Annotated in this window: 7 protein-coding genes, 2 tRNA genes and 1 pseudogene; 8 read left to right on the top strand and 2 right to left on the bottom strand. The window is 65.0% G+C overall.

Features of this window, described 5'->3' with window-relative positions:
- Nucleotides 1-20: 20 nt before the first annotated feature.
- From BCV67_RS02525 to BCV67_RS02505, 4 genes and pseudogenes are all read left to right on the top strand, one after another.
- Nucleotides 21-1835 (top strand): glycoside hydrolase family 9 protein, encoded by a 1815-nt coding sequence (locus tag BCV67_RS02525; protein WP_062166337.1) that lies wholly within the window; start codon nucleotides 21-23, stop codon nucleotides 1833-1835.
- Nucleotides 1836-2110: 275 nt separating this feature from the next.
- Nucleotides 2111-3298 (top strand): annotated as a pseudogene (locus BCV67_RS20470) (serine hydrolase domain-containing protein).
- 185 nt (nucleotides 3299-3483) lie between these two features.
- A tRNA-Ala gene (locus tag BCV67_RS02510) sits at nucleotides 3484-3559 on the top strand.
- Between the two features lie 249 nt (nucleotides 3560-3808).
- Nucleotides 3809-3884 (top strand) — tRNA-Phe (locus tag BCV67_RS02505).
- Between the two features lie 278 nt (nucleotides 3885-4162).
- Here BCV67_RS02505 and rnd read toward each other — a convergent pair.
- Nucleotides 4163-5245 carry a ribonuclease D gene (gene rnd, locus BCV67_RS02500; protein ID WP_062166334.1) on the bottom strand — a complete coding sequence of 361 codons (1083 nt, stop codon included), beginning with the start codon at nucleotides 5243-5245 and terminating at the stop codon, nucleotides 4163-4165.
- An 84-nt stretch (nucleotides 5246-5329) separates the two neighbouring features.
- Here rnd and BCV67_RS02495 point away from each other — a divergent pair, with 84 nt between their 5' ends.
- The 4 genes from BCV67_RS02495 (at nucleotide 5330) to BCV67_RS02480 (ending at nucleotide 11404) form a co-directional block, all read left to right on the top strand.
- The gene (locus BCV67_RS02495) at nucleotides 5330-7279 is read left to right on the top strand and encodes a formylglycine-generating enzyme family protein (RefSeq protein ID WP_062171350.1); all 1950 of its coding nucleotides are present in this window, start codon (nucleotides 5330-5332) and stop codon (nucleotides 7277-7279) included.
- Between the two features lie 259 nt (nucleotides 7280-7538).
- The gene (locus tag BCV67_RS02490; protein ID WP_172837714.1) at nucleotides 7539-8903 is read left to right on the top strand and encodes a serine hydrolase domain-containing protein; all 1365 of its coding nucleotides are present in this window, start codon (nucleotides 7539-7541) and stop codon (nucleotides 8901-8903) included.
- 290 nt (nucleotides 8904-9193) lie between these two features.
- Nucleotides 9194-10108, top strand: a complete 915-nt coding sequence (locus BCV67_RS02485; RefSeq protein ID WP_062166332.1) for a M48 family metallopeptidase — start codon at nucleotides 9194-9196, stop codon at nucleotides 10106-10108.
- A gap of 84 nt (nucleotides 10109-10192) precedes the next feature.
- Complete coding sequence (locus BCV67_RS02480) at nucleotides 10193-11404, top strand: virulence factor family protein (protein ID WP_065868012.1); 1212 nt, start codon at nucleotides 10193-10195, stop codon at nucleotides 11402-11404.
- Here BCV67_RS02480 and xseA read toward each other — a convergent pair.
- On the bottom strand, nucleotides 11395-12765 hold the full coding sequence (xseA, locus tag BCV67_RS02475; protein ID WP_062166329.1) for an exodeoxyribonuclease VII large subunit: 1371 nt from the start codon (nucleotides 12763-12765) through the stop codon (nucleotides 11395-11397). The two genes, BCV67_RS02480 and xseA, sit on opposite strands and share 10 nt — an antisense overlap.
- Nucleotides 12766-12914 lie beyond the last annotated feature (149 nt).

The raw sequence follows: 12914 nt of genomic DNA, 5'->3' as shown, positions 1-12914 counted from the left end.
GCGTCCAGCTCTGCGCCGCAATGGCTCTGGCGCTATCCAGTTTGCTGCCGGTGGCAGCCGCGGCCCCAGCCGAGGAGCCGGCCAAGACCACTGTATCGGTGAGCCTGCCCACCGAGCCCTTGCTGGTGCAGATCAACCAGGTGGCATTGGAGCGGCGCGGGCCCAAGCTGGCGGTCGTCGAGTCTGTGGGTGCGGCAAGCGCGGGCACCTATACGGTGCTGCGCGATGGCCAGCCGCTGCGTAGCGGTGATCTGCAGCCGCTGCCGGGGTTCTCCGAATGGGGCGCTGGCAAACAGTACTTCCGCATTGATTTCACCGATGCCGAGCAGGCCGGCCAGTACCAGCTGGACGTGCAGGTGGGGCAGCAGCACGTGCGCTCGGCGCCGGTGACGGTAGCCGACAACGCGGTGTTCGCCACGACAGGCGCACAGCTGCTGGGCTACTTCAAGCGCAGCCGCCATACCGATGCCGCCGACCGTGACCTGCGCATCTTCCAGACCTCGCGCAAGGTGGATGTCTGGGGTGGCTGGCAGGACGCCGGTGGCGACAAGGGCAAATACCTGTCCCATCTGGGTTATGCCAATCACTTCAATCCGCAGCAGGCATCAATGGCGGCGTGGGTGCTGGCCTACGGGGCACATGCGCGTGCAGGCCTGTTTGCCGCACACGGGCTGCAGAAGCAGGTAGAGGACGAGACGTTCTGGGGCGCGGACTACCTACACCGCATCCTCGATGCGGACGGCTATTTCTATACGACGGTGTTCGACCAGTGGGGCACGCCAGGCGTCGAGCGCATGGTCACCGGCTATGAAGGCGCAGCCGGAACCTACACCACGCTCTATCGCTCCGCGTTCCGCGCCGGTGGCGGCATGGCCATCGCCGCCTTGGCGCGGGCATCGATGCTGGCCAAGGCATCCGGACGGCAGGGGGAGTTCAGTGGCGCGCAATACCTGGCCGATGCCGAGCGCGCCTATGCACATCTGCAGCAGTTCAATCCGCAGTACTGCGCCGACGGCAAGGAAAACATCATCGACGACTACACCGCGTTGATGGCGCTGGTGGAACTGCACAATGCCACGGGTCATTCGCGTTACCTGCAGGATGCGCGCAAACGCGCGGCCAGCTTGATGGCGCGCCAGCAGGCCGATGGTGGCTTCATCAGCGACGGTGGCAGCCGCCCCTACTACCATGCAGCCGAAGCCGGCCTGCCGGTGATCAGCCTGTCCGCCTATGTGGATATCGAGACGCAGGCCACGGATCGCGAGCGGGCGCTGGCGGCAATCGGTTCGGCACTTGCGCACGAACTGGCGATCACCGGTTCGGTAGCCAATCCATATGGCTACGCCCGGCAGCGCTTCCAGTTGGCCGAGGATGGCAAGGCGGCAGGTGAGGTGCTGGAAGGCTTCTTCATACCGCACCGCAATGAAACCGGCTATTGGTGGCAGGGCGAGAGCGCCCGCCTCGCATCGCTCGGCGCGGCGATGGTGATAGGCAGCCGCAAGCTGGCTGCAGAAGGCAAGGCGGGCTACGGCGTGTCAGCGGCGCGAGCAGGCTATGCACAGAACCAGATCGACTGGACGCTGGGGCGCAACCCCTACGGCATTTCCATGCTGTACGGCTTTGGCCAGAAGAACCCGCCGACTGTGCTGGAGAGCGCTGGCGAAATGTTCGTCGGCGGTATTTCCAATGGCATCACCGGCGCACCGGGTAGCGACATAGGCGCTGGCATCAGCTTCGCCCCCGGACCCGACTCGGAGCAGTGGCGTTGGGTGGAGCAGTGGATTCCGCACACCACCTGGATGTTGTTTGCGGCTATGGCGATGAGTGAGGGTTGAGGGTGTTGCTGTCAATGCGGGGGTGTCATTCAAGGACATTCCCGCGCTGGGTGAAACGGTGTGGCTGATGCGAGATCGCGCAGGGAAAACGCTGCAGAGATGCGTGTTACCCGGTGCCCAGGAGCCGCTATGCCGAATGGCACTGTCAGCTGAAATGGTGGCCTGTTCAGTATGAGGCGTCCGTTGTCCTGAAGCATTTTCCTCGCGATCTTCCGTGTTGCGAATGGCTGGACGAGGACCTTGTTTTGATCACCTCCCCATGCCCAGGATCACCTATGACTTCCTTCATGCAGCGCAGCGCGATTGGCTCCCCTCGGCGTTCGACTCATCCGCGGCGCTTCCTGTTTGCAACGCTGTTTGCGCTTGGGCTTCCGTTGAGCGCCAGTGCGCAGGCTGAAAGCAAGTTGGATCCCATCCTCGCTGCGGCGATGGAAGGGACGCAGACGCCCGCAATGGCGATGCTGGTCATCCGCGACGGCAAGATAGATCAGCAGTCTGCGCGCGGTGTGCGCCGCAACGACGGTGCCACAGCGGTGCAGTTGGACGACGTATGGCTGATGGGCTCCACCGGCAAGCCCATGACCAGTGCGCTGATTGCGCGCTTGGTGGAGCAGGGCGTGCTGGATTGGAACGCGCCGCTGTCGCGCATGCTTCCTGATCTGGTGAAGTTCGATCCCGCTTATCGCAACGTGACCTTGGTGCAGCTGTTGTCGCATCGCGCTGGGCTGCCGGAGAACCTGGGTGATATTGCCGCTCTGGACGCGTACTTCACCGATTCGCGGGCATTGCCCGTACAGCGCGAGGCCTACATCCGTGCGGCGCTGCAGGAGGCTCCGGTCAATGTTCCGGGCACTGAGTTTGCGTAAAGCAACAGTGGTTTCCTGATCGCGGCGGTGATTGCCGAGCGTGCTACCGGTATCTCGTTTGAAAACCTGATGCAGCGTGAGGTATTCAAACCCTTGGGAATGGACGGTGCAGGCTTCGGCCCTACGCCCTCCGGTCAGCCGCAAGGACATCGTGCCGGCAAGCCGGTCACCACGGCACCGCGTAAGTCGGACGATGGCGTGCCGGCCATGTATACGCCGGCCGGCAACATGCATATGCGTTTGCAGGACATGGCCAAGTTCTCCATCGACCAGATGGAGGGCAGTCGCGGCAAAGGCAAGTTGCTGAGCGATGCGTCCTATCGCTTGATGCAGACCCCGCAGAGTGGAAGTCCATCGGCGATGGACTGGGGTGTGCAGCCATCGATCGCCGGGCGCAAGGGGCCGGTGCTGACCCATGGCGGCTCTGATGGCAACTGGCTCGCTTGGGTCGCACTGTTTCCGGAAAGCGGCAATGGCTTGATCGCCATTGCCAATGCTGCCGAAGACATGGGCGCGGACAAGGCAACCATGGGCGCGATGGGTGCGGTGTTCCCGGAGTTGGCGCCAGCCGCGGCGGTCGCTACACCCGCGAAGTAGGTGGCGCGTGGTCTAGGTGGGTCGCACGCAGCCCGGTGACATAGGGGTCACTGTTGATGAGGGTGCGACGGTGCGTGGCAATTCGCCACCGGCGCGGTCTCTGCTGGGTAAAGGAGGGCGGCCGGGAAGGGTGCTGGCAATCCAGTGGCGAAGGTGCCGATGTCGCGCTATGCTCGGTTCACCGTGGGGCGGTAGCTCAGCTGGGAGAGCGTCGCGTTCGCAATGCGAAGGTCGGGAGTTCGATCCTCCTCCGCTCCACCAAGTATTCAAACAAAGAGCCGCGTCGGATGATGCGGCTCTTTGCGTTTGTGCGCTGGTTGTGGGTGGTTTGATCAAATTTTCGCCAGGCCTTGCTGTTGCTCTGTGGCGCGCAAGCTCGGCCGCACAAGGCATTTCAAGGAATTTTCAGCGGATGTGAAAATTTTTGTGAAATTGGCTTGCCGAAATCGAAATAGCTCCGTAATATACGCCTCCTCGACGGCAGCAACGCCGACGAAAACAAAACAAAGTGGCCGAGTAGCTCAGTTGGTAGAGCAGGGGATTGAAAATCCCCGTGTCGGCGGTTCGATTCCGTCCTCGGCCACCAAAATTTCAAGGGTTCGCAGAAATGCGAGCCCTTTTTTGTTGTTCGTTTGCACCGGTTTTGCGCCGCTTGCAATTGTGTTTGCGGGAGCGGCGTAAGCCGCGAAACCAACAGCCCTTAAGATCGCAGACTTGCACTGCAGTTTCGGCAAGCCAAGCTTCGCGGCTTACGCCGCTCCCACAAGAGCGTGTGCAAGCGTTCCTCGATCGTTTTTGCCGAGCATGGTTCGGCACTACAGTGGCGTTCTTGCGCGCCCCGACGTGGTCGGGGCGCGCTGTCGCTCAGGTGTTGGGCAGCAGTGGCCGCAGCACCGGTTCCAATTGTTGCTGGCGCCAGCCGGCCAGTGCGGTGGGCCAGTTGCCGCTTTCCAACAGTGCTTCCAGGTGCTTGCGCGAGGCCAGCAGGCCGTCGGGCAGTTCCAGCTCGGCGCTGCGCTTGCTCACTGCGTCCTGCAGGCGCTTGATGGTGTTCTTGTTGCCGTCGGTGGCGGGCAGGGCCATCGGTGCTTCAGCTTCGTCGGCAAGCGGGGTGTTGAGGGCTTCCCACAGCGGCTGCGCCAGTTTCCGCGGGGCCTTGGGGAAGCGACCGAACAGCTTGAGCATGCTGTCGTAGTCAGCCGGCGGGGTGCGTGCCAGCAGGCTGGCCAGCTCGTTGTCGAGGATCCAGCTGCGCGGTTTGTCGCTGCTGCGAGCCTGCTGGTCACGCCAACGCAGCAGGCGCAGCAGGCGCAGCTGGGCGTCGCGTTCCAGGACCTGCGAGGAACGCATCGACAGATGCGGCCAATGCTCGCCTTCGTCGCCTTCGACGCTGGCCAGCAGGCGCTCGCCATCGTCCTGCAGCCATTGCAGGCGGTCTGCCGCCTGCAGCTTGGCGCTGATGGTGTCGTGCAGGGCGAACAGGTATTCCACGTCGTCGGCGGCGTATTCCAGCTGGGCATCGCTGAGCGGGCGCTTGAGCCAGTCCGAGCGGGTCTCGCCCTTGGGCAGGGTGACGCCGGTGATCTCGGCCACCAGCTTCTGGTAGCCCATGCCGCCGCCGATGCCGGCCAGGGCGGCACCGATCTGGGTGTCGAACAGCGGCCGCGGTAGCGCGTCGCAGGCGCACTTGAAGGCCACCAGGTCTTCGCTGGCGCTGTGCATGATCTTGGTGATCGAGGTGTCGGTCAGCCAGGGTTTCAGCGCCTCGCACATGCCGGGTATCAGCGGGTCGATCAGCAGGATTTCGTCGCCGACTGCCATCTGCACCAAGGCCAGCTGCGGCCAATAGGTGCGTTCGCGGATGAATTCGGTGTCCAGCCCGATCCGGCTCGGGCGCTGGCGGTAGCGTTCTTCCAACTCCGCCGGGTGTTTGATCCAGTAAGCCACGTGGGGTTCCGTCAACTGCAGGGTTTGCTCAGGCAGGCGAGAATAGCCTAACGTCGGGCCGCTCCCGGAGAAGTGTGCAAGGTCATGGAGGCGTTTTTGGGTAAAACCGGCCAATTGTTGGGTCTGGCGACGCTGCTGGTGTTGGCGGGGTGCGGTGGCAGTGCGCCACCGGCCGCGCCCGATGCGGCGCCCGCAAAAAGTCCGACGCTGACCGAGCGGCTGGAGGCACGGGTCCAGGCGCGCGCTGAAGCCAAAGCCAAAGCCGAGGCGGAAGCAGCGGCTGCCGTGCAGGCGAGGGCGACGACGCCAGACCCTGCACCGCAGGTTGAAAGCATCGCGCTGCCGGTCTGGAACGCGCCGGAAGTGAGCCTGCAGCCCGGCGAGCTGGCCGAGGCACGGAAGGCCGCGGACAAGGCCTTGGCCGAGGACAGGTTGTACCGCGACGCCGAGGATGCGATTCCGCTGTACCTGGCCATCCTGGCCCTGCAACCGCAGGATCGGGCCGCGCAGCGCGGCCTGGACAAGGCCCGGCAACGTCTGCGCGCGCAGGCTACGGCCTTGATGGCCCAGCCCGAGAACCAGCGCCAGGCGTTGGCGCAGGCGGCCGAAATCGCCGGCGTTGCCGTGGCCCTGGCGCCGGAAGGCAAGGCCGAGCAGGCCTTGCAGCAGCGCATCGCGGTGGCGCGGCGGCTGCTGGCGTTGAATCGGGCTGGCGAGCAGGCTCTGCGCCAGCATCAGTTTGGTGAGGATGGCGGTGGTGCGCAGGCAGCCTTCCGCGAAGTGCTGGCTACCGACCCGCTCAACAGCCGGGCCAGGCAGGGCTTGGCCGCGGTGGAAAGTGGATTGATCCGCCGCGCTGAGTACGCCGCCGCGGTGGAGTCCGATTTCGACGCGGCGGCGCGCTGGCTGGACAAGGCCACCACCATCCGTGGCGAAGCGGTGACCCTGAAGGATGCGCGGGTGCGCATCGAGAACATCCGCACCGCCCAGCTTGATGCGCTGCGCGAAGGCGGCCTGCGCGATCTGGTGTCGTCCAAAGGGCTGAAGGACGCGCAGCTGAAGCTGGCCCAGGCCGAACGGATCGCGCTGCCCGATGACCGCACCGTGGCGCTGCTGCGTGCGCGCATCGAGCTGGTCACCCATTACGGCAGCTTCCGTCCGGGCCAGGTATTCAGCGATGCGCTGGCCGATGGCAGCCGCGGGCCGCAGATGGTGGTGGTGCCGTACGGCAGTTTCCAGATGGGCGCGGCCGAAGGCGAGATCGGCAGCAGCGATGCGGAGCGGCCGCAGCATCAGGTGCGCTTCGAGCGCGGGTTTGCGATGTCGATCACCGAGGTCACGGTGGCCGACTTCCGCCGCTTCGTGGAAGCGGCCAAGGCGCGGCCGCGCGCTACCCGTCGCGGCCATTCCATTGTGTATGACGAGCGCAGCGGCAATTTCATCCGTCGCAGCGGGGTGGATTGGCAGTCCGACTACAACGGCGCCAAGGCCGCGCCCAACAGCCCGGTCATGCACGTGAGCGTGCGTGATGCCGAGGCCTATGCGGCCTGGTTGTCCGAGCAGACCGGGCGCTATTACCGGTTGCCCAGTGAATCGGAATTCGAATACGCGCTGCGCGCCGGCAACCAGGGGCGCTACCCGTGGGGGCGTTCGATGACGCCGCCGGAGAACGCTGGCAACTTCACCGGCAGCCTGGATGTGTCACCCAGCGGCCGCCATTGGAACAATGCTTTCATCGGTTATGGCGACGGGTTCTGGGGCACGGCGCCGGTTGCGATGTTCCGCGCCAATGCCTGGGGCCTGCACGATGTCAGCGGCAATGTCAGCGAGTGGGTGGCCGACTGCTGGCATGCCAGCTACCGGCGTGCACCGGCCGATGGCGCGGCCTGGTACAACCCGGGTTGCCGGCAGCGGGTGATCCGCGGTGGCAACTGGGCCAACGCGCCGGAGCAGACCCGCGCGGCGTGGCGGCAGTCACAGGACTCGGACGTCACCTCGGCACGCATCGGCTTCCGCCTGGTGCGCGGCATTTGACATGGCCGCGGCTTACGCTGGTGCTCCGCCGGCGGATCGCGGCACTAACGAGCAGTAACTGATCCAAGTGGCCATGTTGCACTTGACTACATTTGTAGTCATGGATAGTGTCCAGCGTTCAATCCAGCCACCAACGTGATCTATGCGCCAACTTCGCAACGTATGCGGTGCTGTCCTGCTTTTGTGTGGTTTTTTCGTCAACACCGACGCCAACGCCAATGTCGACGTTCCGACGACAGCGGAGCAACTGAAGCAATTGGTGGACAGTTACGCGGACCGGCGTGGCTTCAACGGCACGGTACTGGTCGCCCGCGAAGGCAACGTGTTGTTGCGCGCATCCTATGGCCAAGCCAATGTCGAGTGGTCGGTACCGAACCGGATGGAGGGACGGTATCGCATCGGTTCACTGACCAAACCGCTGGTTGCCACGCTCACACTGCAGCTGGTGGAGCAAGGCAGGCTGCGGCTGGATGGAACACTTGGCGAGTATCTTCCGGAACTCTACGCCGCGACGCCGTCGGCCTCGGTAACCGTTGCACAGTTGCTCAGCCATACCTCCGGCATTGCCGACCTTCCTGCGCGTTATACCGACGACTGGTGGCTGACCTCCGCCCGTCGCAGCTATGTGCCGATGGAGTTCGCGCGGCTATGGATCAAGCCGACCCAGCTTGAGGCTCCAGGGCAGCAGTGGCGTTACAACAACAATGGTTTCTTCCTGCTCGGCCTGTTGATCGAGAAAGCAACCGGGCAAACACTCGCGCGCAATCTGCAGGACCGGATCTTCGCGCCGGCGGGCATGGCGTCCAGCGGACTGTTCGCCGATGCCGCGGTGCTGAAGGATTTCGCCCAGGGCTATACCAGGACCCCGGACGGCAAGCTGGTGTATCCCCAATGGATCGACCCGAGCGTGTCCTATGCAGCGGCGGGAATCTATACCACTGCCGAAGACCTGTATCGCTTCGACCGCGCGCTGTATGGCAGCGGTCTGCTGCACGAGGACATGCGGCGGACGATGCTGCAGGTACACGCATCTTCCTATGGCTTCGGCTGGGGAGTGGAGCAGTGGAAGCTTGCCGATGGCAGTACCTTGCCTGTTGCGTCGCACACAGGCAGCGTCCCCGGCTATCAGAGCTATTACCTGCGCTCGGAGCCGCATCAGGATGCTGTGATCATTCTGGACAATTTCTGGCAGGGCGCGTTGGTGGCGGCGATGGGCAATGACCTGATGGAGGTGCTCAACGGCAAGCCGATGCAACTGGCTAAACGCAGCCTTGATGACCTGCTGACGCCCATTGTCTACAACGAAGGATTGCAGGCAATGACCAAGGCCTATGAAGGGCTGGGAGCGCGCGGGGCCGAGTATGACCGCAGCGAGCGTGGGTTCAACGTGCTCGGTTACAAACTGCTGCGGGCAGGCAAGCAGGATGCGGCGGTGCGCGTGTTCGAGTGGGGCGTGGCCGAGCATCCGGATGCCGCCAATGCCCACGACAGCCTTGGTGAAGCCTACCGTGTGGTCGGTCGCCTGGATGCCGCGCGCAGCAGCTACCAGATGGCACTTACGCTTGATCCGACCAGCAAGAGCGCGCCGGCTGCGCTGGCCGAAATGGCTGCGAGCAGCAAATAGCGGCGTTGTCTGCGTGCAGTCGCCTTGGCCGCTTGGCGACCCGCCGCCGTTTGGCGGCGATCTGCCCTGAACCAATGCACCAGCGACAGCCATGATGGCGTCGCTGAGCCGACCGGTGGGCGACGGATCTGCGCAGGCCGTGCTCCGCAGCCAGGGCGCCAGGTGCAGGCCAGCGGCCAGGGCCGGCTGCTTGGCAGCGCTGCAGGCGCATCTTTTCCATCGTGACAACTTTCTGTAACCGCTGGCGTTACCATCGGCCACGGCCAGCCCGGCCCAGACGGAATCCAACCATGCGACAAGATCCTTTCGGTAACCAAGGCAATGGCGGCCAACGTCGGCGTGGTGGCGGCCTGTTCGGCAATATCCGCTGGGTGATCCTGCTGGGCTTCGCGGTATATGGCGGCTGCTATTACTTCGGCAATCGTTCGGTGGACCCGTATACCGGCGAGAAGGTGCTGATCGACAGCTCGCTCGATGCCAGTGAGGAGAAGGCGTTGGGCCTGCAGGCCTACCAGGAGATCCTTGCGCAGGAACGCCCGGTCGACCCGAATTCGCAGATCGCCCGCCAGGTGCGTGAGATCGCCAGCCGCCTGATTGCCAAGGTGGACGTTGTGGAGACTTCATTGGCGCAGGAACATGGCCTGCAGCCACAGCATTTCGCCAAAGATTTCGAGTGGGACGTGAACGTCCTGCAGTCCGATGAAGCCAATGCCTTCTGCCTGCCCGGCGGCAAGATGGCGGTCTATACCGGCTTGATTCCGGTTGCGCAGAACGCCGATGCACTGGCAGTGGTGATGGGCCACGAAATCGCCCACGCGCTGCTGCGCCACGGCGCCCAGCGCATGGCCCAGCAGAAGCTGACCCAGATCGGGCAGATGGCCGGCGCTGCCAGCGGCATGGACGTGCAGCAGCAACAGATGATGATGTCGGCCATGGGCTACGGCTATCTGCTGCCGTATGCGCGTTCGCACGAAACCCAGGCTGATGAAGTGGGGCTGATGCTCGCTGCGGCGGCCTGTTTCAACCCGGAAGAGGCGGTGCCGCTGTGGCAGCGCATGAGCCAGGCCAGTGGTGGCCAGGCACCGCCGGAGTTCTCCTCCACCCATCCCAATCCCGGCACTCGCATCCAGAACCTGCAGGCGCTGATGCCCAAGGCGCTGGAGTACCGGCAGCGCTATTGCAGCGCAGGCGCAGCGGCGCGCTGACCAGCGCCGCCAGCTATCGAACAGACCATGATGACTGCCGGCGGCTGCTGGTCGCCTTTGCGGGTTGCAAGCCAGAGGTAGACGATGCGACGTGGTGCGGCGTTGGGGCTCGGGGTGTTGCTGATCATGGTGGTGGTCAGCTGCGGCTGGGCGATACATGCCAAGCGCATGAATGCCGGCCGCTATGGCCGCGTACAGGTGGTTGAGCCACCCTCCGTCCCGCGCGGGCTGGTCATTTATTTCGCCGACCCGGTGCTGCCCAAGGCGCAGCGCCTGCAGCTTGCCGCACAGTTGGCGCAGGCCGGTGCGTGGGTGGCCATAGTGGATGCGGCGCGCTACCGGGAACAGTTGCACAAGGGCAACGGCAGTTGTCGGGCAATGGCGGACGATGCGGCCCTGCTCACCCAGAAGCTGCTCAAGCGCGCGCGTGCTGAGCAGTTCTTCCTGCCGGTCCTGCTGGGCCAGGGCGGGAGCGCAGGGCTGGTGCGTGACAGTGCCGCCGGGGCTGCGCCGGGTGAAATGGCAGCGGCGCTGGTGACTACGGCCGATGCGTCAGCTGCTACCGCCTGCCACGGCGGCACGGCAGTCGTGCCTGTCAGGCAGGTGACAGAGGCGGGATTGGTGGCGACCCTGCCAACAGTGCTCGGTGCTGTTCCGGTGCAGGGGATTGCCACCCTGCCGCTGATCGAAATGCCGGTTGCCGGCAGCAAGCGGCTGGTGGTGCTGATGTCAGGCGATGGGGGCTGGCGCGACCTCGACAAGGGCTTGGCGCATGCGCTCAACCAGAGTGGTATTTCGGTGGTCGGTTGGAACAGCCTGCGCTACTTCTGGAAAAAGCGCACGGCAGCGCAGCTGGGCACCGACCTGGACAGCGTGCTGCGCACCTACCGCCAGCGATGGCAGGCCGATGACGTGGCGCTGGTGGGCTATTCCTTCGGCGCGGACGTGATGCCATTCGCCTATCCGCTGCTGAGCACGCCGCAACGCCGTTCGGTACGGCTGGTGTCGCTGCTGGGGCTCGCCCACGGTGCGGCGTTTGAAGTGCGGGTCGGCGGCTGGCTGGGATGGTTCCGCGCCCAGGAGGTGCCGGTGCAGCCGGCCTTGGCGGGCCTGCAGCCGGTTGCGCAGCAATGCATTTATGGCGCCGATGAAAAGGACAGCCTGTGCCGGGACCTGCAGAGCGATCCGCACATGCAGGCGGTTGAACGCCCGGGCGGGCATCATTTCGACCGCGACCCGGCCAAACTGGCACAGATCATCGTCGAACGCTGGGATGCGCTGCCGGCTCAGCCCTGAGTGGGGTCGCTGTTGGCGGGTGTGCTGTGCGCCTGCTCGACGCGCAACTGCAGCTCACCTTCAGACAGGCGTGCACGTAGCTGCTCGCCGGGTTTGACCTGTGCGGCGGAGCGCACCAGCGCCCCGTCTTCCACCCGGGTCAGGATGGAATAGCCGCGCGCCACCGTGGCCAAAGGGCTTACCGCTTCCAGCGAACGTGCAATACCACGCAGCCGCAGGGCATCGCCCTGCAGCTGGCGGGTCATGGCCGCCTGCGCACGCGGCGCCAGCGTCGCCAGCTTTTCAGCCAGGGCATTCAAGCGGCGCTGCGGCTGGTTGCCACGCAGCCCGGTGGCGGCGTGGGCCAAGCGCGCAGTGCGGCGCTCCAGCTGCTGCCGCCATTGCGATTGCAGGCGCGCGAAGGCCGCCTGCTGGCGATGTTCGAGCAGGCTCAGGCGCGCCTGCGGGCTGTGGGTCTGCAGGCGCAGCGCGGCACGGTCGGCGCGTTGCATGGCCTGGCCCAGGGCATGCACCTGCAACTGGTTCAGGCGTTGTGCCAGCCGGCGGACGCGCAGCGCCAGGTCACGCTGGTCGGGCACCAGCAGTTCGGCCGCCACCGATGGAGTTGGTGCACGCAGGTCGGCGGCGAAGTCGGTCAGGCTGAAATCGGTCTCGTGGCCCACCGCCGACACCACCGGCGTCGTGCTGGCGGCGACCGCGCGCGCCAGCTGTTCGTCGTTGAAGGCCCACAGGTCTTCCAGCGAGCCGCCACCACGGGTCAACAGGATCACATCGTAGCGGCCACTGGCATCGGCCTGGCGCAGCAGCGAGGTGATCTGCGGTGCGGCGGTGGCGCCCTGTACCAGCGACGGCAGCAGCTCCACTTCCAGCATCGGGAAGCGCCGCTCCAGCACGCTCAGCACGTCACGCACGGCCGCACCGCTGGGCGAGGTGATCACCGCCAACCGGCGCACATGCGCGGGCATTGGCCGCTTGCGTGCGGGGTCGAACAGACCCTCGGCTTCCAGCCTTGCCTTGAGTTCGTCATAGGCGCGGCGCAACGCGCCTTCGCCGGCTTCCTCCATGTGATCGAGGATCAGCTGGTAATCGCCGCGTGCCTCGTACAGGGTCAGCCGGCCACGCACCAGCACGCGCATGCCTTCGCGCGGAATGAATTTCAGCCACTGGCTCTTGGGCTTGAACATGGCCGCGCGGACCTGCGCCCGCGCATCCTTCAGGGTGAAATACAGATGCCCGGAAGCGGGGCGGCTGACGCTGCCGAGCTCACCTTCCACCCACACCAGCGGAAACGCGCTTTCCAGCAGATCGCGCGCCAGGGTGTTGAGCTGGTTGGGGGTGAGGATGTCGTTGCTGGAGGCCATTATTGAACTGCTTTTGCCGGTGGGGCGCCCGCCGCAGCCATTGGTGCAGGCGAACTATTGGTCACTATCTTACGGGAGCGACCGGAGCAGTCGAGCAGCTCGAGGCAGCAGGTGCTTGGCTGCAGCAGATCACCGCAGGCGAGGGTGTT

Origin of the sequence: Stenotrophomonas nitritireducens (genome assembly GCF_001700965.1) — a bacterium.
Taxonomy (GTDB): domain Bacteria; phylum Pseudomonadota; class Gammaproteobacteria; order Xanthomonadales; family Xanthomonadaceae; genus Stenotrophomonas; species Stenotrophomonas nitritireducens_A.
Note: the sequence above shows the minus strand (reverse complement) of the source record. Positions and strands in the feature narration are given on the sequence as shown.